The sequence below is a fragment of the Streptomyces sp. NPDC005706 genome, from assembly GCF_040631045.1.
In the GTDB taxonomy this organism is placed as follows: domain Bacteria; phylum Actinomycetota; class Actinomycetes; order Streptomycetales; family Streptomycetaceae; genus Streptomyces.
This window is the reverse complement of sequence record NZ_JBEXYS010000002.1, coordinates 336,072-360,148: the sequence shown is the minus strand read 5'-3', so window position 1 is coordinate 360,148 and position 24,077 is coordinate 336,072. Positions and strand designations below refer to the sequence as shown.

Sequence of the window (24,077 nt, the reverse complement as noted above, 5' to 3'; positions counted from 1 at the left end):
ACGCTGCCCGAACGGTGCGCCGGGACTTCACGCGTCACCCGCGTGAAGTCCCGGCTGACTGAATTCGAATTCCCGCTCCCGTCCGTCCCGCAGGACTGTCCCGTCCCGGGCGGAGGGGCGTTTCGCCGTGCCCGGAAAGGCACGGAAACAACTCAATGAAATACGGGGAAAGCTCCTTTGCGCTCCAAGAGACGAACTCGCGCGCCCCTGGTGGCCCTCCTGGCCTGCGCCGCTGTGACCGGCGGACTGCTCCAGGCTGCGCCCGCCGACGCCACTCCGGCGTCCCGTCCCCCAGCCCGTGCCACCACACCACCGCCCGCACCCTCCGGCGGGGTACGCAACCCGGGCGAGAAGCTCGGCAGAGGCTGGCAGAACAGTCCCGACCGCGCGGTCACCGCCGCCGCCGACGCGGACGGCCTGCGGATCCTCGTCGCCGACAGCTCCAAGGCCTACGCGTGGAAGACCGTCGCACTGCTGTCGGAGCCGGGCATGCCGGCGGACTCGTGGATCGGCAACCAGTGCCTGATGGACCGCTCGCACGCGGCCGTCGTCTACGCGCCTCGCGGATTCACCAACAAACCCGACCTGATGCAGGGCGGCGCCTTCGCCGCCGTCGTCGACCTGACGTCCGGCAAGGTGACCAAGCTGCCCTTCACCGCGTCGCTGGCCTACTTCGACCCGTCCTGCAACACGGCCACGCACAGGGCCGCGTTCACCGGCTTCCGGGACATGAACGACGCGGCGAGCACACGGACCCGTGTGATCACCGTGGACGTGTCCGGGAGGACGACGGGCACGGCGGCGGCACGCGGTGAGATCACCAGCGCCGTTCCGGTGAAGGACGGCGCGGTCGCCGCGCTCGGCAGCCGCCTGGTCCACCTCGACCGCTCCGGCAAGGTGAAGAACCTCGCGGACGCGGACAGTGCCCCGTTCGACATCCGGCCCGCCGCCGACGGCCGGATCGCCTTCCTCGACCGGGAGAGCGGGTCCACGGCGCACGCCAAGCTGTACACCGGCCACGGCAAGCTGAAGAGCATCGCCTCCGGCAGGCTGGGCGATCTCGACCTCATGCCGGGCGACGCCGGCCGGATCTTCCTCACCGGCCGGCCCAAGGGCTCTCCCGCCACCGCGGGAACCGGCGTCACCCGCCTGAACGCCCCGGCCGGCACCGAGGTGTCCTCGCGGGGCGGGCTCGCCGTCGAGCCCGTGCTGACGCCCGGTGTCCGCGCCGGCCTCACGCAGATCAAGGGCGCGGGCAAGGGCTTCACGAAGTCCGCGGAACCCGACTCGCGGACGGCGACACCCGCCGACGAGGGCGACAAGGCGCTGACGGTCACCAGCACCGCCACCACCACCGGGGCGAAGCTGACCCAGAGCGTGGGGCACGACGCCGTCAACGGCTCGGGGAACAACCCCTCCCCGGCCCTGGCCGCGGCCACCGGGAGCCACCGGACGCGGGGCGCCTCCCCCAAGGCGGGCCTGACCGCCGGCTCCCCGACGGACGACGACCGCTGGTGCGCCGTGTCCCGCAACGACATGAAGGCGCAGGCGCTGCAGCCGACGCCGAACCAGGTCGAGTGGGCCGCCGACATGGCGGTGCGCGGTGATCTGAGCGCGAGCTACATCCGCCAGGGCGGATACCGCGGCCAGGCCGGTCTCGGCACCGTCGACCCGCAGTCCCTGTTCCCGCTGCCGAAGCTGACCGGAGGCGGCCGGATCCCGGTCAACGTGCTCCTCGGCATCATGGCCCAGGAGTCGAACCTCTGGCAGGCCGAGGGCGGTTCGGTCCCCGGCCAGATGGGCAACCCGCTGGCCGCCGTCGACGGCTACTACGGCCACAAGGCCGACCCCCACGACCCGGCCGCCTACTGGCAGATCAACTGGGACAAGTCCGACTGCGGCTACGGCGTCGGCCAGGTGACCGACGGCATGCGGCTGGCCGGTCACGCGAAGCCGGGCGAGACCAGCCTGTCGCCGAACCTGCAGAAGCTGATCGCGGTCGACTACGCGACCAACATCGCCGCCTCGCTGAAGATCCTCGCCGACAAGTGGAACGAGGTCCACAAGGACGGCCAGAAGATCACCGTCAACAACGACGACCCCTCCTACGTGGAGAACTGGTTCACCGCGGTGTGGAACTACAACCTCGGCTTCAACCCTCCCTCGGAGGCCGGGAAGCACGCGGGGCACTGGGGGCTGGGCTGGTACAACAACCCCGCCAACCCGATCTACGCCAAGGGCTGGGGCCATCCGTTCATGAACACCGACGTGGACCCGTACGCCGTCAAGGACGCGGCGCATCCCCAGGACTGGCCGTACGAGGTCAAGGTGATGGGCTGGGCCGCCTGGTCCATCGACTCCGGCTACTCCTACGCCACCTCGGGCCGCCAGGACTGGCCGGGCGAGTCCGGCTTCTCCTCGGCCGGCTTCCGCCCCGCCTACTGGAACGGAACGGACCTGCCCTACCTGTACGAGGGCAGCGCGCGGTACAACCGGGTGCACGTCACGCCGTCGCTCGACGCGTTCTGCAACTCCAAGAACAACTGCGACCCCGACACGCCGCCGAAGTGCCCGGACGCCGAGTGCTACGCGCAGTACTGGTGGAACCAGCCCAATGTGACCTGGAAGAGCGACTGCGCCGCCACCTGCGGGCACGAGAACATCAAGTACCAGTCCCTGGTACAGGAACCGGGACGCGGTACCCGTCTGCAGAACGGCACGCCGGTGTGCTCCGGCGCTCCGGCCGGTGCCAAGGTCGTCGCCTCCGTGCCGAACGGAACGCCGTCCTGGAGCGATCAGAGCGACTGCGCGACGATCTCGTCCGCGGGAAGCTTCCAGTTCGCCTTCAACCCGGGCGCGGAAGGCCGTTACGAGGCCAGGGCCGACCTGCACTCGGTGGGCGGCGGCTACGGCGGCCACTTCTGGTACACCCGCACCCGTGACGCCGCCCACTTCGGCGGCCCCGACGGTGACATGACCATCGACGGCACCTGGACGCTGGGCCAGAGCCTGAACTGGGCACGCGTCCTGGTGCACCTTCCCGACACCGGGGCGCAGACCCGGCAGGCCAAGTACGACGTGCTCGGCACGGACAGCCAGAGCCACAAGCGGGTCGTGCTCCAGCGGGCCGGCGGCTGGGCCAGCCTGGGCGTGTTCCACTTCACCGGCACCCCCAGGGTCGAGCTGTCCAACGCGACCAAGGACGGAACCGCCGACGAGGACATCGCCTGGGGCGCGGTCGCCTTCCAGCCGCTCGCGGCCAAGCCGGCCGACTTCGTCGTCGCGATGGGTGACTCCTACTCCTCCGGCGAGGCGGTGACCGGGGCGAACGGTTCCGACCTGTACCCGGAGACCGACCACCCGGACAAGCAGAACGACAAGGAGATCGACAAGTGCCACCGCTCCAAGCTGGCCTGGTCGAGGCAGGCGACCCTGCCCGGCCGCTCCAGTTCCATCGGGGCCCTGGCCGACAGCCTCGACCCGAAGATGGACTACCACTTCGTGGCCTGCTCCGGAGCCCGCACCTACAACGTGCTCAACCAGCCCCTGTCGGGTGAGCTGCCACAGCTCGAGACCGGTTACCTGGACCAGAACACCACACTGGTGACGCTCAGCGTCGGCGGCAACGACGCCCGCTTCAGCGACGTCATGGGCAAGTGCATCGACCTTCCGGTGCCGTCGACGACCACCTGCCCGTACTCGGAGATGGAGAACGTCGACCCGGCGACCGGTGAGAAGACGGGCGGCTCCACCGGCGCCCTCAAGGACTGGGCGCCGAAGTGGCTGCACGACTCCGTGCGGCCGCAGATCGCCCTGACGCTGAACGCCATCCACGCCCAGGCCCCGAACGCGAAGGTCGTCCTCATGGGCTACCCCCGTCTGGTGGAGAAGGACCACAGCTGTTTCCCCGGCGCCTACGAGACCGTCGAGAACGACTGGGTCCGGACCGTGGCCGACACGCTCGCGACCGAGATGAAGGGCGCCGCCGAGCAGGACGGCGGAACGTGGGCGGCCTTCGCCGACCCGCGGGCCAACTTCGACGGCAAGGCCGCCTGCGGCAGCCCGGAGACCATCAACGCCATCGTGGAGAACGGTCGGGAGAAGGCCGACAACGACGGCCCGAAGCCATCCATGCAGACCCTGCACCCCAAGATCGCCGGTGCCCGTATCTACGCGGACACCCTGGAACAGACCCTTCGGAAGCTGTGACCGGCAACTGAACCGGGGGCCTGAGTACCGGTACTCAGGCCCCCGTCCCTTGCGTACGGAAGGCTGCAGGACATGACCACCCCCCGCACGGAACCGGCGTCCGCCCTGCCGCGGCTGCTGGGCGCCGCCGTCACCGGAGCGGTGCTGGCCACCGGTGCCCTGGCCTATCTCTCCTGGGTGGGCCGGCGCAGCGACCGGATCTGCCGGACGACCGACGGCCTCTGCTTCACCGGCTGGAACCTGACCGCCGTCCCGCTCCTGTTCGCGGTCTCCCTCACCGTGCTGCTCGCCGTGTACAAGCGGCTCGGCATCGGGCCGCGGCTCGCCGTCGTCCCGCCGACGCTTCTGCTGGCGCCGATCGTCCTCTCGGCGGCGCACGCGGCGGCCGGCTGGTGGGCCGTCGCCCTCACGGGCGGGGCGTGGTCATACTCCGTCGCGCTCGCCGCTTGGCACCGCTACCGGTTCTGGGCCCTCGCCGCCTCGGCCGGGCTGCTCCTCGCCGCCCTGGTCGTCCTCTACGGCTGACGGTCCGCCCTGGTCCGCGGCCACCTCCGCCGAGTACGAGCGCAGATACCCCACCACCGTGTTCGTCACCGCCACCAGCGGTACGGCCACCACCGCGCCGCCGATGCCGGCCACCATGCCGCCGGCCGCCACCGTGAGGACGACGGCGAGCGGGTGGACCCGGACCGCGCGGCCCAGGATGAAGGGCTGCAGGACGTGGCCCTCGATCTGCTGCACGGCGAGGACGACCACCAGGGTCATCAGCGCGGTGAAGACGCCCTGTGTCACCAGGGCCACGATCACCGCCAGCGCTCCGGAGGCGACGGCGCCCACCAGGGGGATGAACGAGAACAGGAAGATGAAGACGGCCAGCGGGACGGCCATCGGCACGTTGAGGAAGTAGATGCCGATGCCGATGAAGATGGCGTCGATGAGGGCCACCAGCACCGTGCCCCGGACGTAGGCCGTCAGGGTGCGCCAGGCGCGCGGGCCGGCGCCGGCCACGCCCGGCCGGGCCGCGGCGGGCACCAGCCTCAGGAACCACTGCCAGATGCGCTTGCCGTCGTAGAGCAGGAACAGCGTCGAGAAGAACACCAGCAGGATGCCGGTCAGCGCCTCGACGACGACCTGAACTCCTTCAAGCCCTGCGGACGTTATCTGGTCGGTGTTCGCGCCGATGGCCTCGCGGAGGTTCTTGGCGATCTGGTTGATCTGCTTGTCGGTGACGTGGAAGGGGCTCTTCAGCAGCCAGTTGCGCAGGTCGTCGATGCCGCTCTGGATCTGGTTGGAGAGGGTGTCGATGTTCTCCATGACCTGCCAGGTCACGAACCAGCCCATCAGGCCGATGACGACGAAGCCGAGGATCGCGGTCAGCGCGGTGGCCGGGCCGCGCGGCACCCCGTGCCGCATCAGCCGGGCGACCGTCGGCTGGAGCAGCGCGGTGACCAGCAGGGCGATGACGAAGGTGAAGACGACGAGCTGGATGGCGCTGATGACCCGCATCAGGACCCACACGGTGCCGGCCAGGACCAGCAGGCGCCAGCCCGCCTCCGCCGCGACCCGCACGCCCCAGGGCACCGCCTGGGCCGGGTCGGGCCGTGGTCCGGCCGGACGGGGTGCGGGCGCCGCGGCCGACCGGGGAGCGGGCGGTACCGGGTCGGCGGGCCGGTCGGCCCTCCGGCCGGCGCCGGGCTCGGACCCGGTGTCCTTCTCCACTTCGGCGCGGCGCTCGTCCAACCGCTCACTCATCTCGGTCAGTCCGGCACCCAGCCGGCCCAGCCACCCTGGCACTCGCGACATGATCCGTCCTCTTCCCCCGCCTCCCGGGTGTACGCCACCGCTCACCCGGGAGCCGTTCGCGTACGACCGTACAGTGCGAAAGCCCCTCCCCGTAGGACGGGGAGGGGCTGCGCGGGGTCGAGCGGGGGCCGGGCCACTGCCGGGGACCGGCCGCCGGCCTAGTACCAGCTGTTGGCCTGCCAGAACGACCAGGCCCCACAGGGGCTGTGGTACCGCTCGTTCATGTAGTTGAGGCCCCACTTGATCTGGGTCGCCGGGTTGGTCCGCCAGTCGGCACCGGCGGAGGCGTACTTGCCGGCGGGCAGGGCCTGGAAGAGACCGTAGGCACCGGACGAGGCGTTGACCGCCTGGTAGTTCCAGCTCGACTCGTGGTTCACGATGTTGCTGAAGCACTGGAACTGGTCGGCCGCCACCATCTGACGTGCCATCGCCTGGATCTGCGCCACGCTGTAGCTGCTCTGCACCGGGAAGCTGGAGGAGTCCCGGGTCGAGCGGGTGGCCGCGGCCTTGGCCTCGGCGCGCTCCTTGGCGGCTGCCTCGGCGGCCTTCTGGGCGGCCGCCTTCTTGGCGACCGCCGTATCGGCGGCTGCCTTGCGGGCGGCTGCCTCGGCGTCCTTCTTGGCACTCGCGTCAGCGGCGATGGCCTGCGCGTCCGCCTGCTGCGTCAGGGACGCGGTCTGCACCTGGGCCTGCTGACCCGCGGGTATGTCCGCGAGGAGCGTGGTGTCGGCTGCCGTCGCCTCGGCGTCGTTGTTCTGCGCGGTGCTGCCCGAGGCAACACCGACGACGCTTCCGACGGCGGTGACCGCGGTGGCCGAGGCCACTGCGAATCCCCGGACCGAAATCCGGCTCACACGGTTTCCTTCCAGCATCGCCCGCTTCGGTGACCCTGGCGGACGCAATCGTGCCCCTGGCACAGGCCTCCCAACTGCGGGGTCACGGGAGGCGCGGGCCCGGTGGGCAACTCCCTTGCGGGGAGCGCCGCGTGGTGCGCGGGCGGCATACGACGACGCTATGGAGTTGGAACGATGCTTCTGTGGTGCCGTACCGCTGGGGGTACAGGTGTGTCGTATGCGGGGCCTGACAGGAGTGAGACTCTGCCGTAACCAGACACCGGGTGGCAATTCCGAGTTGCGTGTGAAAGCTCACACCTCGTTTGGCCCAGGGTTTTTCAGGAAACCCCCACACGCGAAGGCGCCGCCCGGCTAGGCTCTTGGCCTTTGCCGGACGGCGCCTACGGGACTACTCCCGTCAGATATGGCCCTCTTCGAGCATTTCGGTCACAAGGGCCGCGATCTGAGACCTCTCGGACCGGGTCAGCGTGACATGGGCGAAGAGCGGATGCCCCTTCAGCTTCTCGACCACGGCCACGACACCGTCGTAGCGGCCGACCCGCAGATTGTCCCGCTGGGCGACGTCATGGGTCAGAACGACCCGGGAATTGGCGCCGATCCGGGACAGAACGGTCAGCAGTACGTTCCGTTCCAGGGACTGCGCCTCGTCCACGATCACGAAGGCGTCGTGGAGGGAACGGCCCCGGATGTGGGTCAGGGGCAGGACCTCCAGCATGCCCCGGGCGGTGACCTCCTCGATGACCTCGCGGCTGGTGACGGCGGAGAGCGTGTCGAAGACGGCCTGGGCCCACGGGCTCATCTTCTCGGCCTCGGAGCCCGGCAGATAGCCGAGCTCCTGCCCGCCGACCGCGTACAGCGGCCGGAAGACCATCACCTTCTGGTGCTGACGGCGCTCCAGGACCGCCTCCAGGCCCGCGCACAGCGCGAGCGCCGACTTGCCGGTGCCGGCCCGGCCGCCCATCGAGACGATGCCGACGTCCGGGTCGAGCAGCAGGTCGAGCGCGATGCGCTGCTCGGCGCTGCGGCCCTTGATGCCGAACGCCTCCCGGTCGCCGCGCACCAGCCGGACGTTGCCCTCGGCGGTGACCCGGCCGAGCGCCTTTCCGCGCTCGGACTGGATGGTCAGACCGGTGTGCACGGGGAGACCGGAGGCCTCCGGGACGTACACGTGCCCTTCCTCGAAGAGGAGGTCCACCTGTTCACCCGGAAGGGTCAGTTCGGACATTCCGGTCCAGCCGGAGTTCTCCGTGATGGCGAGCTCGGCCCGGTACTCCTCGGCCAGCAGGCCGACCGAGGAGGCCTTGATCCTGAGCGGCAGGTCCTTCGAGACGACGGTGACGTCGTACCCCTCGGCCTGCAGGTTGCGGGCCACCGCGAGGATGCGTGAGTCGTTGTCCCCCAGGCGGTAGCCGGTGGGCAGCACGCTGGGGTCCGAGTGGTTGAGCTCGACACGGATGGTTCCGCCCAGTTCACCGATCGGGATGGGGGCGTCGAGGCGACCGTGCTTCACCCGGTAGTCGTCCAGCAGGCGCAGGGCCTGACGGGCGAAGTACCCGAGTTCGGGATGGTGCCGCTTGGCCTCCAGTTCCGTGACCACGACCACGGGGAGCACGACCTCGTGCTCCTCGAAGCGGGTCAGGGCGTTGGGGTCGGCCAGCAGGACGCTGGTGTCGAGAACATAAGTGCGCCGATCTGGCTTGTGGCGCTTTGTGCTGGTCACCACGGAAGGACGTACCCCCTCGGATGAGGTCGGGGAGCGACGAAGCGGAAGCCGGGCCGGGAGGGCGGGAGCATTGCGACCGGTCCCCGGCCCCCGCGCAGGACGGGCCGGACACCGGACCTCCGCGGCTGCTTCCGTGCGGTGACCGCACGGTCGGGCTGGTGCAAAGGGCCTCCCGGGCGGACGGCCCCGTGCCGCCCGCTGAGATCCGACACCCGTGGTTCGGGCGTCGACCTGCTTGCCTTATGCCCTGCGAAAAGCGCCGCCATGCAGAAGTGGCCGACAGCGCACCGGTGAACTCCTTGTTACTTCCCACCCAACCGGGGTATACGGGACGCCCCGCCGGGGTGGTGGCCGGCGGGGCGTGAGGTGTGGGCGGTGTGCGGCGTCAGCCGCCGTAACGGCGGTGACGTGCGGCGTAGTCGCGCAGCGCACGCAGGAAGTCCACCTTGCGGAAGGCCGGCCAGAAGACCTCGCAGAAGTAGTACTCGGAGTGGGCGGTCTGCCAGAGCATGAATCCGGACAGCCGCTGCTCACCACTGGTGCGGATGACGAGGTCCGGATCGGGCTGGTCGCCCGTGTAGAGGTGACGGCCGATCATGTCGACGTCGACGGACTCCGCGAGGCTCTCCAGCGACGCGCCCTTGTCCTGGGCGTCGAGGAGCATGGAGCGCACGGCGTCGGCGATCTCCTGACGGCCGCCGTAACCGATGGCCACGTTGACCACTATCCCGTCCACATGGGCGGTGGTCTCCTCGGCCTCCTTGAGGACGCTCTGCATCCCGGCCGGCAGCAGGTCGCGGGTGCCGACGTGGTGCACCCGCCAGCGGCCGTCGGCGGCGAGGGTGCGCACGACGTCCTCGATGATGCCGAGGAGCGGGACCAGTTCCTCCTGCGGACGGTCGAAGTTGTCGGTGGACAGCAGCCACAGGGTGACGACCCCGACATCGGTCTCGCTGCACCAGCCGAGGAACTCCTCGATCTTCTCGGCACCGGCCCGGTGGCCGTGGACCGTGGTGGAACCGGCCGCCTTCGCCCAGCGGCGGTTGCCGTCCATGATGACGCCGATGTGCTTGGGCACCTGAGCGTGGTCCAGGTGACCTTCCACCCGGCGCGCGTAGAGCCCGACGAGCAGGCCACGCAGCTTGTCGCGCAGGTTCACGGGAGAAGACCCTTCGGGGTTCGGGCGGGTTTCGAGGGTACCGCTGCCGGCGGCTCGCCCCCCGGGGTGGGGACGCCGGCCCTCGGCCGGGTGGTTCCCGAAGAAAAAACGGGCCGGTCCGTGGGGGGGAGACGGACCGGCCCGAGGGGGGGTTTCCACCATAACCCTTCGTGAGGGCGGGCGCGTGCATCGGCGCCCCACAACTACTCTCCGGAATCGACCGGCGACGCCGGGGTGTGCGCGGAACGCTGGATTCAGGGGTTCCCCATGGTCGGTTCACAGCGGATTCCCAGGGAAATCGGGGGGTGATCGGCGAAATCCAGAGGGTTTGGGCCGTCTTGGTGAACGCTCGGCGAGTTGTCCCGGGGTCCCTCCGACGGACTACCGGGCGAGCGAACGGCGGCTTGACGGTTGCGCCGTTGATCTGCGGGGCATCGCGGCACCGCGCAGCCCCCTCCACTGCGCGGTGCCGCCCGCGCGGCTTTGCTGACGCGAATTACCTTGGCCTGAACCTACGTGACGGATGAGACGGATGTGAACCGTCCCCGATAACGATGTGGAAACCCCCGGGGAACCGCGGGTGAACCAAGGGCCGGAGAACCCGCTTTCCCCCTCCTGGAGGTCGGCTTCCGGACATCGAAGAGATGCCGCGCGCTGTGCGCCACGAACGGCCCCTCCTTCCAGATCCGCTCGTGCAGGGCACGGAGTCGGGGCTCGTACGCCTCGACGGTGAAGCCCGGGACCATCCAGACCACCTTGCGCAGGAAGTGCACGACGGCGGCGATGTCGTGGAACTCCATCCGCAGCCGCTCCGCCCGCAGATCCACGACCTCGAGCCCGGCCGCCTCGGCGTCCTTCCGCTCGCCCTCGGGATCACGGCCCCGGCGCACCGACTCCGGCTGGGGCCCGAGGAAGTACTCGACCAGCTCGAACACGCTGCTGGGCCCGACATGCTGGGCGAAGTACGTGCCGCCCGGCCGCAGCACCCGCGCGATCTCCGCCCAGTGCGGGGTCACCGGGTGCCGGCTGAGCACCAGTTCGAAGGACTCGTCGGCGAACGGCAGCGGCTCGTCGTCCGGGGCGGCGACGACCACCACGCCACGCGGCCGCAGCAGGGCGGTGGCCTTGGCGACGTTCGGCGGCCATCCCTCCGTGGCGGCGACGAGACGCGGCCGGTTCGCCCCCGCCCGGCCCAGGGCGAAGTCGAGCACCTCCCCGCCCCCGGTCTGGACGTCCAGCGCGGACTCGGCCCGCCCCAGCCGCTCCCCCGTCGAACGGGCATACCCCCAGGAGGGCCGCGCCTCACTGGCCCGCCCCTCGAACCAGGAGAAGTCCCAGCCCTCGGTGGGCACGGCGGTGCCCTCGGCCACGAGGTCCTCAAAGGAGCGGTTGTCTGTCATGAACGCCATCGTCACAGCCCCGTCGTCATAGCGTCCTGCTAATTTCCGCGTCCATGACGAACTCACCTGCCGGCAGCACCGCGGAAGAGAAGGACATCCTGCGCGCGAGCCTGGACCGCCATCGGGACACCGTGCTCTGGAAGCTCGACGGCCTGGACGACGAACAACTGCGCCGCCCCATGACACCGACCGGGACCACCCTGCTCGGCCTCGTGAAACATCTGGCCTCGGTCGAGTACGGCTGGTTCGTCGAGACGTTCGGCGGCGAGGCGGAACCCCTGTGGTTCGACCCGTACGAGGGCGAGGACATGCGGATCGCCCCGGACGAGACGACGGACCGAATCGTCGCCTTCTACGGCCGCGCCCGCGCCGCCGCCGACCGGATGATCGCCGGTCTGCCCCTGGACGCCCTCGGCCGCCCCTCCTGGCGCGACCAGTCCGTCTCCCTGCGCTGGACCCTCGTCCACATGACCACGGAAACGGCCCGGCACGCCGGCCACATGGACATCCTGCGCGAACTGATCGACGGGGCCACCGGCGCCCACCGCCCGGCGGGCGGCTGACCGCCGGCGGCCGGCGCGGTGTCCGTCACCGGCCTTCCGCGGGAGGGTGCCGGAGGGCGAGCACGGCGAACACGTCGTCGCCGTCCCGGTCCGTGCCCACGTGTTCGAAGCCGTGCTTCTCGAGCAGGCGGACCGAGGCGGTGTTGCCCGAGAAGGGGTCGGCGTACAGGGGGCGTACCCGCTCCAGCGCCAGGAAGAGGCCCAGGGCACGGGTTCCCACGCCACGCGCCCAGTACCGGCGGCCGAGCCAGTAGCCGACGAATCTGCGCCCGTCCTTCGCGGTCCAGGAGACGACGCTGCCGGCCACCTCGCCGTCGACGGTGACCGCGCGCACCAGGCTGTCGGGGTCGCGGAGGATCCGCTCCCGCCAGTGCTCGAGGAAGGCGTCCAGCGGCCGGGGAGTGAACCTCGACCGCCGGACGGCCTCCGGGTCGTTCTCGTAGTCATGGAGAATGTGGAGGTCGTCGTCCCTGACTTCACGCAGACGCACATCATCGTGTTCGTCGGTCATGCGGTGCAGTGTGGCAGCCGCCGCTGACAACGCCGCCCTCCTCCCGCGGCTCCGCTACGGCACGAGGGGCCGGACCTCCCGCGCGGCGAAGCGCACGAAGCCCTCGGGGTCCGGTTCGCCGCCCGTCGGCTGCAGGACGACGGTGTCGGCTCCGGCCTCGGCCAGCCGGCGCACCGCGGCGGCCACGGCCGCCGCGTCCCCCGCGATCCCGAGGTCCGGTACGGACTCCAGCCCCTCGGCGACGAGTTCGGCGCGCAGCCGTGCGGCGGCGTCCGGGCCGGTGGCTGCGAGGAGGTTCACGACGAGCCGGTACGGTCCGCCGAGACCCGCCTCCCGGCGCGCCTCGTCGATGATCCGCCGGGCCTGCCGTACACCGTCCGGCGGGGTGGAGGCGGTGAGGAGGACGCCGTCGGCCTTCTGCCCCGCGAGACGCAGCGTGCGGGGGCCGGTGGCGCCGGCCAGTACGCCGAGCGGCCGCTCCGGGGGCCAGTCGAGAGCGACGTCGTCCAGCCGGACGTACCGGCCGCTCACACTGACCCGTTCGCCGCGCAGCAGGGCGCGCAGGGCGTCGAGATGCTCACCCAGCAGGGTGAGGGGCGAGGCGGCCCGTGCGCCGACCTGCCCCATCCAGTCCTGAACGCCGTGCCCCACGGTCAGGACGGCCCGGCCGGGGAACATCCGCTCAAGCGAGGCGGCCTCCATGGCGGTGACGGCCACGTTCCTGAGCGGCACGGGGAGCAGCCCGATCCCGACCCGCAACCGCTCGGTCCAGGCGAGCGCGGCGGCGGCCGTCGACACACCTCCCTCCAGGAAGCAGTCCTCCCACAACCACAGCTCCTCGAGCCCTGACTCCTCCGCGGCCCGGGCCACTTCACGAAGCCGCTCGGGAGGAAGCTGAGGTCGGAACACCGCGCCTAGTCCAGTCATGGGGCCTTCCTAGTGGGCGGCGGCACACGGGACAACTCCTTTACAGACGCGCCCTGCAGCACTCCTCCCTCCCTCTCCTCGGGTACGGTCACCGCGGAGGTGGGCTCGGGATGACGCGTTGGCGGAACGGGCGGGGACAGTTGCTGATCCGGCCGGGCGGGGGCGGAGCGGAGGTCGCCGTCCCGCTGGAGATGGCGACGTCCTACCGGGCGCGCACGAGGGGTCTGCTGGGCCGCGACTCGCTCGCCGGGGCAATGCTGCTGTCCCCCGCGAGCAGCGTGCACACCTTCCGCATGCGCTTCCCCATCGACGTCGCCTACCTGGACCGCGACCTCACCGTCCTGGCCGTCCACACGATGCACCCCGGCCGCCTGGGCCTGCCCCGGCTCCGGTCCCGCCATGTGCTGGAGGCGGAGGCGGGGGCGATGGCGGAGTGGGGGCTGGTGGCGGGGGCGCGGGTCGGGATCGAGGCCGAGCCGGCGTAGGCACCGGACCTCGCGCGGCGGCCCGGGTGGGTTCTCCTCAGTTCTCCGTGCGCGGGAAGGAGACCTCCACACGGCGGTTCTTCTTCCTGCCCGCCTCCGTCGAGTTGTCGGCGATCGGGTACTGCTCGCCGTAGCCGCGCACCTCGAAGGTGACGTTCGGGTCGTTCAGGTCCTGGTCGAGGACGGCCTGTACGGCGTTGGCGCGCTGCCTGGACAGGACGTCGCCGTGGGCGGAGGAACCGAGGTCGTCGGTGAAGCCGAAGACGCGGACCCGGGTCGCGTTCTGCTTCTTGATCTCATCGCCGATGGTCGCGATACGGGCCTTGGCCTCGCCGCTCAGCTTGGCGCTGTCCTTGCCGAAGAGGACTTCGGCCTGGAGGGCGAAGGTGACATCGGCGTTGGTGTCCTCCCGCCGCTCGTCCCCGCTCTGGTCCTCGACGACCGACTTGATGTCCAGCACCTTGGCCTCGGCGAGGGTCGCCCCCTCGGGAAGCTTGAGGTCCGGGTCGGTGGGGTCGACTTTCACGGGGGCGGTGGCGGAGGGTTCCGTGCCAGGGGGGTCGCTGGGGGAGGTGTCGTCGGCGTGGGCCACGGAGAGGTTGGCTGCCGCGAGGAGGACGGCTGTGGTGAGGGTGAGGGTGAGGCGGGGTGTGGTGGTCACTTTGGCCTCACCCGGAGATCTGGATGGTGCCGCTGGAGAAGGTCGGCAACTGGAAGCTGACCTGGGCCGTGCCCGCAGGTGGTGCCGGGAACTGCATGAAGATGGGTACGGTGTCGCCCGTCTTGACGGTCTGCACGCCGGTGGTGGTCAGCGGACGTCCTTCCGTGTCTCGGAGCACGTAGTAGCGCTTCCTGCCCTTGGAGTCCACGAGGGTGGCTCCGCCGAAGGACTGCCCGTTCTTCATGATCTCGGTTTCGTTGCCGCTGAGTTGTGAAGAGAGAACCGCGTCCTTACTGCCGTCGTTCTTGAGTTGCGCGTTGATGGTGACGAAGCCTCCGGCGTCACGCTCCGCCGACGTGATCGCCAGGGTCAGGCCGTCCGGACCGCGTAGCTCGGCCAACGGCTCGGCGGACTGCCCCTCCTGAGCACTCGGCCTGGAACCGCCGCTCTTCGAAGCGGATGTCGACGCATCCGGCTTGGCATCGTCGCCACTGCCACCGCAGGCGGCCGCACCGAGCACCAGACCGGTCGACAGGGTGAGCGCGAACAGCCCCCTGCGGGCCTGCGCAGCGAACCGAATGCTCATGACTCTGCTTCCTTCTTGATCGTCGTGCGCTTGTCAGTCGGCCAGGTGAACATCGAAAAGGTCTTCGGGTTTCGGCAGCCCTGCCCGGTCGTCCGGATCCGGTTCCCAGACCTTCCCGCCCTTGCAGGTGAGTTGTGGCAGCGCCTCAGTCGTGGCGTCCTCGCCGGGAGGATCGAACTCACAAAGAGACTCGATGACAGCCGTCGCGGACTCGGTCGACCTGATGTTCTCGGTCCCGGGTACGACGGAGTCTCCGACCGACTTGTCGGTCTGGACTTCGACCGCGTATCTGAGAAGTTCGGTTTTGCATGAGTTGAGGTGGGCGTCGTTCTCCGCGGCCAGTTCTTCCGCTCGCCAGCACGGATCGTCGGCACCCTTGCCCTCGAAGATGTCGGTCCACTTGGCGGGGTCGGACAGTGCGTCCACCCACAGACCGGCGAGCTGGTCGCGCGCTTCCTGAGCCGCTGCGAGCGCTGCCGCGTCGGCCGCGGTCTGGGCGCCGCCCCGGTTCACCGCGGCCTGGCCGACCGCCAGGTAGGCGAACGCAAGAAAGAGCAGGCCCGCCACCACCGTGATGTAGATGGGGAAGGCCTGCCCGGAGTCGCCGTGGACTCGCCGGTTGATCAGGTGATTTCCGTGATCTTGGTCTTGATCTTGTCGAGAATCGTCTTGCCGATATCCGTACCGGTGATCGCCAAGACGATCGCGACCACGACCGCGATGATGCCCAGGTACTCGACGGCCGTCTGCCCCTGGTCCCCCGCCCGTCGCTGAATCGCTGCGACCGTCGTGTTCTTCCAGCCATTCACGCGCACTTTGGTCGCCACAGCCGTTTTCAGCAACAGATCGCTCACGGTGCTTCCCTCCGCCTTCACTTCCGATCCCGGAAACGTAAGCCCCGACAAGATGCCCCTCTAAGGGCCCCAGGACCCATTCCCGGGCCCAGCCCCTCCCCCGGTCGGCCATTTCAGGCCACCCCCAGCCACTTGGCCGCCGCCTGGGACCTAGTCGTGCTGTGGAGCTTGGCGAAGATGCGGTTGATGTGGTTCTTGACGGTCTTCTCGCTGATGAAGCAGGCGGCAGCGATCTGCTGGTTCGTCATGCCGGACGCGATGAGGTTCATGATCTCCGCCTCCCTGCCGCTCAGTTGGAACCGCGACCGATACGACTGTCCCACATCTGATTGCAGTTGCGAAAGGTTTTGGGGTGGAATCAGGCCCAGAACAGGCGGGGGTTCAGGCTCCGCATGTGCAGGTGCACTCTCCCGCAGCCCGTTCACCAACGCCCGCGCCGCTCCCGGCGTCACGTGCGGCCGTCCCTCCCGTACGTCACGCACCGCCCTCACCAGCTGCTCCGTCGTGAACTCACCGTGCACCAGGTAACCCCCCGCCCCCAGCCGCAGCGCCTCCCGTACGGTCTCCGTCTCGTGGCTGTACGTCAGCATCATGACCGGGGCCAGGCGTACCAGGTGGGGCAATGCCGAGATTCCGTCGACGCCGGGCATGCGGACGTCGAGGAGGACGACGTCGGGGCGGTGGAGCAGTGCCGCCTCGTACGCCTCGCGGCCGTCCGCCGCCTGCGCCACCACCGTGGTGTCCTCGCGGTCGGAGAGGAGGGCGGTGAGGCCCGCGCGGATGACCGGGTTGTCGTCGGCCACCACGAGGCGGAGGGGGACCGTGACGGTGGCCGGCGGGAAGTCCGGGCCGGGGTTCAGGTGCTGCATCGGGTGCCTCCTCTCGGGCTCAACTTCTCAGGGGGGGGGCAAGGGGTCGGGGTCTCAGGAACTCAAGGGTTCAGGGTTCAGGGCCAGGGTTCATCGGGCGGGGTGCCGGTTCGGGCGGGCTGTGCGGACCGCAGGGGCAGTTCCACCCGGACCTCCGTGCCGCGTGCGTTGCCACCCCGGCCGATGCGGATGCGGGCCCCCGCCGCGGCGGCGCGTTCGACCATGCCGAGCAGGCCGAAGTGGCCGGAGCGGCGCAGGCTGTCCAGCGTCGTACCGGGAGGCAGGCCGGTGCCGTCGTCATGGACGGACAGGCGGAGCAGGTCGCCCTCCACCCCCGCGGTCAGCTCCACCCGGGTCGCGGACGCGTGGCGGTGGGCGTTCTCCAGCGCCTCCGTGGTGATGGCGAGGAGGTGGCGGGCGAGGGGCGGGGGGAGGGACGGGAACGGGGCCCGGGGATCGTCCGTGCGCCGGCATGTCACCGGTAGGCCCGTGCGGGTGCTGAAGTCGGCGGCGCGGGACGTCGCTTCCGGCCAGAGGTCCGTGTGCGGCGCCGCCACCGGGGAGTCCTCGCGGCGCAGGTCCTCCAGGAGTTCCCGGGACTCCGCCGCCGCCCTGCGGGCCGAGCGGGACACCAGGTCGGCCTGGCGGCGGACCCGGGCCGGGTCCGGGGCGTCGGCCGAGGCGGTCGCCGCCAGACCGTCGGCCGCCAGGGCCACGCCGTACAGGGTCTTGGCCACCGAGTCGTGCATCTCGCGGGCCAGCCGGGCCCGTTCCGCGTGTACCGCCTCCGTCGCCGCCAGGCGGGCCTGTACCGCCGTGAGCGCCTGCGTCGCGGCGCCGTAGCGGAGCATCAGGTTGCGCAGGGTCGAGCCCATCGCGCCGGTGACGACGCACAGGCCGGGCAGCAGCAGCGACTCGGCGACGCCCGCCCGCTGGTCGGCCTCCAGGGTGGCGTGGACCAGCAGCAGGATCAGGGACTGGAGCGAGGCGAAGCAGGCCGCGCCCCGCCAGCCGTAGACCAGGCCGGCGAGCAGCGGGGTGCAGACGCTGACGTAGGCGAGGGTGGTGTCCGGGCCCGCGGAGATCAGCGGGAGGGAGCCGAAGAGGGTGTCGGCGGCCAGCAGGCTGGGGTGGCGCAGCAGGAGGGGGCCGAAGCGTTCCCAGTCGCGGAACAGCACGTAGGACACCATGAAGGTGACGACGACGGCCGCGCCGACCAGGCGGACGCCCAGGCCGGGGGACGCGTTGAGCAGCGCTGCCGGAGCCGCGAGCACGATCATGGCGAGGCGGAACCCGAAGACCTGCCGGCACATCGCCTGCAGGGCACGGATCTGGAGCTTCTCGGGGTCGGGCGGAGGAGGGTGGGCCCGGCCCGGCACCGGGTTCGCGTCGCCGCCGGCGCCATCAGCGGGGCCACGGCCGGTAGGACCGTCCGGCGCGGGCCGTCCGGCACCGGGGCCCGCCCCCGCCCGGCCACGCCAGTGCCGGCGGCCCGTGGTCCCCCTCGCCGGCGTCATGGTCGTCACCCCGCCCCCGCCTACTCGCCCGTCAGGGAGCCGAAGTCGACGCCGGAGCCCAGCAGCAGCCCCGCGCCGAGCAGCAGCATCGTCGCCGGGACCATGAACGTGGTGATCATCAGCGTGGCCTTGGGGACCGCGCGCGCGGCCTTGCGGCGGGCGTTCTGGGCGTCCGTGCGGCGCATGTCCTTGGCGAGGGAGACGAGGGTGTCGACGATCGGCGCGCCCAGTTCCTCGCCCTGCTGCAGTGCCGTCACGAACATCGCCACCTGTTCGGAGTCGTTGCGGCGCCGCAGTTCCGCGAAGGCCTGGCGGCGGCTCATGCCGAGGTCCATCTGGCGCAGGGTGATGCGCAGTTCGTCCGCCCAGGGGCCCTCGTAGCGGGTGGCCACCCGGTCCAGCGCCTGCCGGAAGCCGAGCCCCGCGCTCACCACCACCGCGAGCACGTCCAGGAAGTCCGGCAGGGTCCGCTCGATGACGTCCTTGCGGACGCGGATCGCCGACCAGATGCCGACCTCCGTCCAGAACGCCCCGAACAGCAGCAGGAGCAGGGCCACGAACCACTGGCCGCGCAGCAGGAAGACCAGGAAGCCGACGCCGCCGAGCGCGCCGTACACCGCGCGCCGGGCCGCGTAGCGGTCGATGGTGAGGCCGCCGGGGTTGCCCGCGAGGTCGATCCTGCGGCGGTACCGGGCGACCAGGCGCGGGCCCATCAGGCGGAGCACCGCCGGGGCGTAGCGCATGCCCATGCGGTCGATCACGGAGTCCACCGCGCCGGTGCGGGTGGCGCCGACCTCCAGGGCGAGCGCGAGGTCACCGGGGAGTTTCGCGTCCGCGCGGTACATCCGGATGCCGGCGAAGGCGCCCCAGACGCCGAGGCCCATCAGCAGGGCCAGCAGGTATGCCATCAGGTCAGCCCCCTCACACGTCGATCCGGCTCATCCGGCGGATGAGGACGAACCCGACGGCGTACATGGCGAACGCGATGATCACGCAGGCCTGGCCGACCGGTGAGCCGGTCATGCGGTCGAGGGCGCCGTCCTTGACCCCGTTCATCAGGAACAGCGCGCCGATGCCGAGGACGGGGACGGCGTACGACGTCATCGTCACCTGGGAGAGCTGGGTGCGGATCTCGCGCCGGGTCTCCTTGCGTTCCTCGAGGGTCTCGGTGAGGTTGCGCAGGGCCGAGACGACCTGTCCGCCCGCCCGGTTGGACAGCACCAGCGTCGTGACGAGCACGACGAGTTCGCGGGAGGGGAGCCGGTCGGCGAGTTCGCCGAGCGCGTCGTCGAGCGAGTGGCCGACAGCGAGCTGGTCGGAGACCTTGGCCAGTTCCTCGCCGGCGGGTGCCTCCAGTTCCTCCGCCGCCATGCCGATCGCGGTGCGCAGCGCGAGGCCGGCCTGGGTGGCGTTGGCCAGGATGCGGGCCAGTTCGGGGAGCTGGTTGATGAAGCGCTCGATGCGTTTCTGCCGCTGCCAGTTGAGGAACTGGAGGGCCGCCCAGATGCCGGTCAGTCCGGCGATCGGGCCGAAGAAGGGGGCCAGGGTGGCCTGTCCGATGAGCCAGAGCGCGGCGACCGCGGCGAGCATGCAGGCGAAGAACTCGCCCGGGGTGACGTCCAGTCCGGTGGCCGCCAGCCGCAGCTCGAGTTTCCTGCCGAGCGCGGTGCGGCGCAGCCGGCGGTCCAGGGTGCGGAAGCGGCGCCGGCGGCCGGTTCCGGAGTCGGCTCCGCTGTGCGCGAGCCGGTCGATGAGGGCGGCGCGCTGGGCGCGGCCCGCGGCGTAGGCGTGGATGCCGGCGACGGCCAGGACGCAGGTCAGCAGGGCGACACCGGTGGTGAGCTGTACGAGCGTATGGAGTTCCATGGGCGGTCCTACCTGGCTTCTCGGGTGGCGAGCTGTTCCGCGAAGTGGGCGACGCCGAAGGCCTGGGGGACGGGCTGGCCCGCCATGTGGAGGCGGTCGGCGGTGCGGCGCGGCAGCGGGTGGTACTCGAAGGCGCCGTACACCTGGCCGTCGCCGGTCATGGGCCGGGCGTGGAAGCGGGCGGCGGTGGCGAGCCGGTACGGATCGCCACCGTGGCTGTCGAGCAGGGCGATCTCGGTGATGCGGCGGGCGCCGTCGGCGAACCGGGTGAGCTGGACGATGACGTCGACGGCGCTGTTGATCTGGTCGTGCAGCGCCACGAACGGCACCTCGACGTCGGACATGGAGGCGAGGGTCTGCAGCCGGGTGAGGGCGTCCTCGGCGCTGTTGGCGTGCACGGTGGCGAGGGAGCCGTCGTGGCCGGTGGACATGGCCTGGAGCATGTCGAGGGACTCGCCGCCGCGGACCTCGCCGACCACGATCCGGTCGGGCCGCATGCGCAGGGAGTTGCGCACCAGGTCCCGGATGGTGACCTGGCCCTTGCCCTCGACGTTCGGCGGGCGTGACTCCAGCCGGACCACGTGGGTCTGCTGGAGCTGGAGTTCGGCGGAGTCCTCGATGGTGATGATGCGCTCGTGCGCCGGGATGAGCCCGGACAGGGCGTTGAGCAAGGTGGTCTTGCCGGTGCCCGTGGCCCCGGAGACGATGATGTTGAACTTCGCCTGCACCAGCCCGGCCAGCAGATACACCATGGGCTCGTCGAGCGAGCCGAAGCCGATCAGCTCCTGGAGGGTGAAGGAGCGCGGGAAGCGGCGGATGGTGAGGGTGGGGCCGGTCAGGGACAGCGGCGGGATGATGACGTTGACCCGCTCACCGGAGGGGAGCCGGGCGTCCACCATCGGGTTGGACTCGTCCACCCGGCGGTTGACCGTCGACACGATCCGCTCGATGGTCTGCATCAGCTGGTCCGCGGAGGCGAAGCGCAGCGGCAACTGCTCCACACGGCCGCCGCGTTCGACGAAGATCGCGTCCGGGCCGTTCACCATGATCTCGGTGATGGAGGCGTCCTCCAGCAGGGGCTCCAGGATGCCGAGGCCGAGTGCCTCGTCCACCACCCGCCGGATGAGCTGGGAGCGTTCGGCGGTGGAGAGCACCGGGCCCTCGCGGCTGATGATGTGCCCCAGCACCCGTTCGAGGCGCGCCCTGCGCTCGGCGGCGGCCAGCGAGCTCATCTCGGCGAGGTCGATCTCCTCCAGCAGCTTGGCCCGGTAGGAGGCGACCAGATGCGCGTCCTCACCCCGCGTGCCCTGCTCCTCGGGGGAGTTGATGCGTGCCCGCAGGCTCATGGGTTCGCCTCTCCTCGGTCAGTGGTCGCGGGGCATGGTGGCGGACTTCTCGGCGGGGTCGAAGTGCCAGCCCGGGACGATCGAGGGGATGGAGACGGAGGCCGTGACGGTGACCGAGTCGGCACCTCCCCCGCTCGCGCCGCACGTCACGGTCAGCCCGCCGCTGACGGCCTGCGCGCACGCCTGCTGGGCGGACTGCCCCAGCGACTCGGCCCGCGCCCCGGCCCGGGCGGCCGTGCCGGCCTGCTCGGCGGCGTAGGCGACGGCCCCGATCTGGAAGCCGGCGAGACCGACGATCAGCAGGACCGGGATGAACCCGAGGTACTCGATGGCCACCTGGCCGCGGTCGCGTCCCCTGCGTGGCATGTCAGTCCTTCACCTCCTCGACGGCTCCGGCGTGACCGTGCACGGTGACGGGGAAGTCGATGGATCCGGGGAAGAGGACGGGGACCTTCAGCGACACGTCTGCGGTCACATAGCCCTCCCCACCGCACCGCGTCACCTCGGCACCCTCCCGCCAGGACCCCGAGAGGTGCTTCAGCGCCGCCTGTTCGCACGCGCCGAAACGCTCTCCCCGGTGTGCCGCCGTCCCCGCCCGCACACCCTCGTCGGCAGCATTCCCCGCGAGTGTGTAGGCGTACCCCACGAGCACGCACTGCCACATCAGCACCAGCGTGAGCACGATCAGCGGGGTCATCCCCAGGAACTCGACGGCGACCTGGCCCCGGTCGTCACCGCGCAGGCGTCTCATCGGCCCCTCACTCCTTCCGTCGCCGGAAGCTCACCGGCCCCCGGTCACCGCGCGGCCGGCCGGCGCCCCGGTGGGAGGTGCCCTCGGGCGCCTTCGCCAGGCCCAGTTCCCCGGCGAGTGCCCACAGGGCCTGCTTGACGGTGCTTCTGCCGTCGAGTTCGTGGACCCGTCCCGCGTCCACAACGGCCTGCAGTTCCTTGAAGTTGGCGGGTACGGCCGTGCGTGCCACCGCCGTGCCGGTGATGCGCTGCACCAGCGGGGGCTGGATCTCCGTGCTCCGCGTGTGGCGGTTGACGACGACCGTGGTCTCCTCGGCCTTGCGGATCTGCAGCCGGTCCCACATGCGCACGGTCCGCTTGGCCGCGCGTACGGCGACCACGTCGGGCGTGGCCACCAGCAGCGCGGTGTCGGCCGTCTCCACGGCCGCCGCGCTCGCCCCGCCGAGCTGGGCGCCGCAGTCCACGACGACGACCTCGTAGCGGGAGCGCAGGGCGCCGATGATCTGGCGGGCGGCGCGGTCGGTGACCTCCTCGCCGCGTTCGCCCTCGGCGGGGGCGAGGAGCAGGGCGAGTCCGGTGTCGTGGCGGAAGACGGCGTCGGCGAGGACGCGCGGGGAGATGTCGTTGATGGCGGCCAGGTCCACGACCGAGCGGCGGAACTGGACGTCCAGGTAGGAGGCGATGTCGCCGGTCTGCAGGTCGAGGTCGACCAGGGCGGTGGGCCGGCCGGAGGCCTGGGCGGCGAGCGCGAGCTGGATGGCGGTCAGGGTGGCGCCGACGCCTCCCTTGGCGCCGCTGACGGTGACGACGGTGCCGCCGGCGCCGCCGAACGTCTCGGCGCCGTGCCCGAGATGGCGGCGTACGCCCGTCGACCACTGTGCGACGGCCTGGACGCGGCTGGCGAGTTCCTCGTACGACAGCGGGAGCGGGACCAGGCCGCGGGCGCCGGAGTCCATGGCGGCGGCGAACAGGCCGGGGCTCGCGTCGGTGGTGACGAGGATGACGCCGACGGCGGGGAAGCGCAGGGCGACCTCGCGGATCAGGTCCAGCGCGGGTACCGGGCCGATGCGTTCGTGGACGACGACGACCTCGGGCAGTTCGTCGACCGACTCGGCGGCGAGCCGCGCGAGGACGTCGACGAGCTGGGTGGAGTCGGTGACGGGCGGCTGCGGCTCGGCGTCGGGAAGCTGGCTGAGCAGCGCGACGAGGGAGCGGACGGCGTCGGGGTCGGCGCCGGCCGGGAGGATCCTGGTGGGCATGCGGACCGCCTCTCACTTGTCCGTCGCGAGTTCGTACGTGCGGTCCTTGTCCGGGACGCCGGTCTGGCCGCCGGGCGCCACCAGGGCGAGCCGGACCCGCTGGGCGAAGGACTCGGCGTAGGTGATCCGCTGGGCGTCGAGGGTGGACAGCGCGAAGGTGATCGGGACGCCCTCGGTGGGCTCCCGGCGGTCCTTGCCGGTGTCGGGTTCGAGGGCGGTGATCCGGCCGACGTCGAGGACCCGGGCGTTGGTCACGATGATCTTCGACTGGTCGGGGTCGCCCTCCTTCTTTCCCTCGAAGGTGGCATAGACGTTGACGCGCGATCCGGGGGTGATCTTGCCCGCGACCCCGGTCGCCGCGTCGATCATGATGGCGACCTCCTGCTGGCCCGGCTGGAGGGCGGGACGGTCGACGATCATGTCGGTCTGGAGCAGGGAGCCGGCCCGCAGGGTGGTCACGGCGATCTTGCCCCGGAGCTGCCGCAGATCGGTGACGGCGTTGCCGGACAGCCACCGCTCGGGCATCTCGGTCTTCTCGAACTGGCCGGTGTTCAGCGCGGTGTACGGCTTCACGTCGGACTTGACCCGGTAGGCGGTGACCTCGGGCCCGACCTTGGAGTTCACGTCGTGGACGACGGAGAGCACGCCGGCGAACGCGCCGAGAGCGCACAGGACCGAAAGGATCAGGAGTATCACGCCGCGGCGCTGACGGGAGTTCATGAACCGTGCAACCTC

24 protein-coding genes are annotated in these 24,077 nt (G+C 70.9%); 4 read left to right on the top strand and 20 right to left on the bottom strand.

What is annotated here, in order from left to right; all coding sequences use genetic code 11:
* Positions 1-177: 177 nt before the first annotated feature.
* Entirely contained in the window at positions 178-4,209 is a 4,032-nt protein-coding gene (locus tag ABZ478_RS05200) for an SGNH/GDSL hydrolase family protein (protein WP_359545492.1), read from the top strand.
* A gap of 72 nt (positions 4,210-4,281) precedes the next feature.
* Positions 4,282-4,734 carry a hypothetical protein gene (locus ABZ478_RS05195; RefSeq protein ID WP_359545490.1) on the top strand — a complete coding sequence of 151 codons (453 nt, stop codon included), beginning with the start codon at positions 4,282-4,284 and terminating at the stop codon, positions 4,732-4,734.
* On the opposite strand, the gene ABZ478_RS05190 is transcribed toward ABZ478_RS05195, so the two are convergent.
* The 5 genes from ABZ478_RS05190 to ABZ478_RS05170 all read right to left on the bottom strand — a co-directional run bounded on the left by ABZ478_RS05190 (position 4,633) and on the right by ABZ478_RS05170 (position 11,148).
* The gene (locus ABZ478_RS05190; RefSeq protein ID WP_359545488.1) at positions 4,633-6,012 is read right to left on the bottom strand and encodes an AI-2E family transporter; all 1,380 of its coding nucleotides are present in this window, start codon (positions 6,010-6,012) and stop codon (positions 4,633-4,635) included. The two genes, ABZ478_RS05195 and ABZ478_RS05190, sit on opposite strands and share 102 nt — an antisense overlap.
* Before the next feature lie 158 nt (positions 6,013-6,170).
* Positions 6,171-6,866, bottom strand: coding sequence for a transglycosylase SLT domain-containing protein (locus ABZ478_RS05185; protein WP_359545486.1), 696 nt, complete (start codon positions 6,864-6,866; stop codon positions 6,171-6,173).
* Positions 6,867-7,263: 397 nt separating this feature from the next.
* Complete coding sequence (locus ABZ478_RS05180) at positions 7,264-8,589, bottom strand: PhoH family protein (RefSeq protein WP_359545484.1); 1,326 nt, start codon at positions 8,587-8,589, stop codon at positions 7,264-7,266.
* 385 nt (positions 8,590-8,974) lie between these two features.
* Complete coding sequence (locus ABZ478_RS05175) at positions 8,975-9,748, bottom strand: isoprenyl transferase (RefSeq protein WP_359545483.1); 774 nt, start codon at positions 9,746-9,748, stop codon at positions 8,975-8,977.
* A 512-nt stretch (positions 9,749-10,260) separates the two neighbouring features.
* Positions 10,261-11,148: a class I SAM-dependent methyltransferase gene (locus ABZ478_RS05170; RefSeq protein WP_359545481.1), complete on the bottom strand. Its 888-nt coding sequence runs from the start codon at positions 11,146-11,148 to the stop codon at positions 10,261-10,263.
* Positions 11,149-11,201: 53 nt separating this feature from the next.
* Here ABZ478_RS05170 and ABZ478_RS05165 point away from each other — a divergent pair, with 53 nt between their 5' ends.
* Positions 11,202-11,711 carry a DinB family protein gene (locus tag ABZ478_RS05165; RefSeq protein WP_359545479.1) on the top strand — a complete coding sequence of 170 codons (510 nt, stop codon included), beginning with the start codon at positions 11,202-11,204 and terminating at the stop codon, positions 11,709-11,711.
* Positions 11,712-11,736: 25 nt separating this feature from the next.
* Here ABZ478_RS05165 and ABZ478_RS05160 read toward each other — a convergent pair whose 3' ends face one another.
* Both ABZ478_RS05160 and ABZ478_RS05155 read right to left on the bottom strand, forming a co-directional pair.
* Positions 11,737-12,222, bottom strand: a complete 486-nt coding sequence (locus ABZ478_RS05160) for a GNAT family protein (RefSeq protein ID WP_359545477.1) — start codon at positions 12,220-12,222, stop codon at positions 11,737-11,739.
* A gap of 54 nt (positions 12,223-12,276) precedes the next feature.
* Positions 12,277-13,149, bottom strand: a complete 873-nt coding sequence (locus tag ABZ478_RS05155) for an LLM class flavin-dependent oxidoreductase (RefSeq protein ID WP_359545476.1) — start codon at positions 13,147-13,149, stop codon at positions 12,277-12,279.
* Between the two features lie 110 nt (positions 13,150-13,259).
* Here ABZ478_RS05155 and ABZ478_RS05150 point away from each other — a divergent pair, with 110 nt between their 5' ends.
* Positions 13,260-13,634 carry a DUF192 domain-containing protein gene (locus ABZ478_RS05150; RefSeq protein ID WP_359545475.1) on the top strand — a complete coding sequence of 125 codons (375 nt, stop codon included), beginning with the start codon at positions 13,260-13,262 and terminating at the stop codon, positions 13,632-13,634.
* A 37-nt stretch (positions 13,635-13,671) separates the two neighbouring features.
* Here ABZ478_RS05150 and ABZ478_RS05145 read toward each other — a convergent pair whose 3' ends face one another.
* From ABZ478_RS05145 to cpaB, 13 genes are all read right to left on the bottom strand, one after another.
* Positions 13,672-14,295: an OmpA family protein gene (locus ABZ478_RS05145; protein WP_359545473.1), complete on the bottom strand. Its 624-nt coding sequence runs from the start codon at positions 14,293-14,295 to the stop codon at positions 13,672-13,674.
* 7 nt (positions 14,296-14,302) lie between these two features.
* Positions 14,303-14,881: a hypothetical protein gene (locus ABZ478_RS05140; RefSeq protein ID WP_359545471.1), complete on the bottom strand. Its 579-nt coding sequence runs from the start codon at positions 14,879-14,881 to the stop codon at positions 14,303-14,305.
* 33 nt (positions 14,882-14,914) lie between these two features.
* Positions 14,915-15,508, bottom strand: a complete 594-nt coding sequence (locus tag ABZ478_RS05135; RefSeq protein ID WP_359545894.1) for a pilus assembly protein TadG-related protein — start codon at positions 15,506-15,508, stop codon at positions 14,915-14,917.
* On the bottom strand, positions 15,505-15,735 hold the full coding sequence (locus tag ABZ478_RS05130) for a hypothetical protein (protein ID WP_359545469.1): 231 nt from the start codon (positions 15,733-15,735) through the stop codon (positions 15,505-15,507). The genes ABZ478_RS05135 and ABZ478_RS05130 overlap by 4 nt, the downstream gene beginning before the upstream one ends.
* A 113-nt stretch (positions 15,736-15,848) precedes the next feature.
* Entirely contained in the window at positions 15,849-16,604 is a 756-nt protein-coding gene (locus ABZ478_RS05125; protein ID WP_359545468.1) for a response regulator transcription factor, read from the bottom strand.
* Positions 16,605-16,681: 77 nt separating this feature from the next.
* The gene (locus ABZ478_RS05120; protein WP_359545892.1) at positions 16,682-17,917 is read right to left on the bottom strand and encodes a histidine kinase; all 1,236 of its coding nucleotides are present in this window, start codon (positions 17,915-17,917) and stop codon (positions 16,682-16,684) included.
* Positions 17,918-18,141: 224 nt separating this feature from the next.
* Complete coding sequence (locus ABZ478_RS05115) at positions 18,142-19,029, bottom strand: DUF5936 domain-containing protein (RefSeq protein WP_359545467.1); 888 nt, start codon at positions 19,027-19,029, stop codon at positions 18,142-18,144.
* 13 nt (positions 19,030-19,042) lie between these two features.
* Entirely contained in the window at positions 19,043-19,987 is a 945-nt protein-coding gene (locus ABZ478_RS05110; RefSeq protein ID WP_359545466.1) for a type II secretion system F family protein, read from the bottom strand.
* 8 nt (positions 19,988-19,995) lie between these two features.
* Entirely contained in the window at positions 19,996-21,333 is a 1,338-nt protein-coding gene (locus tag ABZ478_RS05105; protein WP_359545465.1) for a CpaF family protein, read from the bottom strand.
* 18 nt (positions 21,334-21,351) lie between these two features.
* Positions 21,352-21,699 carry a TadE/TadG family type IV pilus assembly protein gene (locus ABZ478_RS05100; protein ID WP_359545464.1) on the bottom strand — a complete coding sequence of 116 codons (348 nt, stop codon included), beginning with the start codon at positions 21,697-21,699 and terminating at the stop codon, positions 21,352-21,354.
* Position 21,700: 1 nt separating this feature from the next.
* Entirely contained in the window at positions 21,701-22,084 is a 384-nt protein-coding gene (locus ABZ478_RS05095) for a TadE family protein (RefSeq protein WP_359545463.1), read from the bottom strand.
* 7 nt (positions 22,085-22,091) lie between these two features.
* On the bottom strand, positions 22,092-23,342 hold the full coding sequence (locus ABZ478_RS05090) for an AAA family ATPase (protein ID WP_359545461.1): 1,251 nt from the start codon (positions 23,340-23,342) through the stop codon (positions 22,092-22,094).
* A gap of 12 nt (positions 23,343-23,354) precedes the next feature.
* Entirely contained in the window at positions 23,355-24,062 is a 708-nt protein-coding gene (cpaB, locus tag ABZ478_RS05085; protein ID WP_359545459.1) for a Flp pilus assembly protein CpaB, read from the bottom strand.
* Between the last annotated feature and the right edge of the window lie 15 nt (positions 24,063-24,077).

Excerpts from the sequence above, each read along its gene's own strand:
- ABZ478_RS05195 (WP_359545490.1), top strand. The coding sequence starts at position 4,282 with ATGACCACCCCCCGCACGGAACCGGCGTCCGCCCTGCCGCGGCTGCTG.
- ABZ478_RS05190 (WP_359545488.1), bottom strand. The coding sequence starts at position 6,012 with ATGTCGCGAGTGCCAGGGTGGCTGGGCCGGCTGGGTGCCGGACTGACC.
- ABZ478_RS05170 (WP_359545481.1), bottom strand. The coding sequence starts at position 11,148 with ATGACAGACAACCGCTCCTTTGAGGACCTCGTGGCCGAGGGCACCGCC.
- ABZ478_RS05165 (WP_359545479.1), top strand. The coding sequence starts at position 11,202 with ATGACGAACTCACCTGCCGGCAGCACCGCGGAAGAGAAGGACATCCTG.
- ABZ478_RS05160 (WP_359545477.1), bottom strand. The coding sequence starts at position 12,222 with ATGACCGACGAACACGATGATGTGCGTCTGCGTGAAGTCAGGGACGAC.
- ABZ478_RS05155 (WP_359545476.1), bottom strand. The coding sequence starts at position 13,149 with ATGACTGGACTAGGCGCGGTGTTCCGACCTCAGCTTCCTCCCGAGCGG.
- ABZ478_RS05150 (WP_359545475.1), top strand. The coding sequence starts at position 13,260 with ATGACGCGTTGGCGGAACGGGCGGGGACAGTTGCTGATCCGGCCGGGC.
- ABZ478_RS05140 (WP_359545471.1), bottom strand. The coding sequence starts at position 14,881 with ATGAGCATTCGGTTCGCTGCGCAGGCCCGCAGGGGGCTGTTCGCGCTC.
- ABZ478_RS05125 (WP_359545468.1), bottom strand. The coding sequence starts at position 16,604 with ATGCAGCACCTGAACCCCGGCCCGGACTTCCCGCCGGCCACCGTCACG.
- ABZ478_RS05120 (WP_359545892.1), bottom strand. The coding sequence starts at position 17,917 with ATGTGCCGGCAGGTCTTCGGGTTCCGCCTCGCCATGATCGTGCTCGCG.
- ABZ478_RS05115 (WP_359545467.1), bottom strand. The coding sequence starts at position 19,029 with ATGGCATACCTGCTGGCCCTGCTGATGGGCCTCGGCGTCTGGGGCGCC.
- ABZ478_RS05110 (WP_359545466.1), bottom strand. The coding sequence starts at position 19,987 with ATGGAACTCCATACGCTCGTACAGCTCACCACCGGTGTCGCCCTGCTG.
- ABZ478_RS05105 (WP_359545465.1), bottom strand. The coding sequence starts at position 21,333 with ATGAGCCTGCGGGCACGCATCAACTCCCCCGAGGAGCAGGGCACGCGG.
- ABZ478_RS05100 (WP_359545464.1), bottom strand. The coding sequence starts at position 21,699 with ATGCCACGCAGGGGACGCGACCGCGGCCAGGTGGCCATCGAGTACCTC.
- ABZ478_RS05095 (WP_359545463.1), bottom strand. The coding sequence starts at position 22,084 with ATGAGACGCCTGCGCGGTGACGACCGGGGCCAGGTCGCCGTCGAGTTC.
- ABZ478_RS05090 (WP_359545461.1), bottom strand. The coding sequence starts at position 23,342 with ATGCCCACCAGGATCCTCCCGGCCGGCGCCGACCCCGACGCCGTCCGC.
- cpaB (WP_359545459.1), bottom strand. The coding sequence starts at position 24,062 with ATGAACTCCCGTCAGCGCCGCGGCGTGATACTCCTGATCCTTTCGGTC.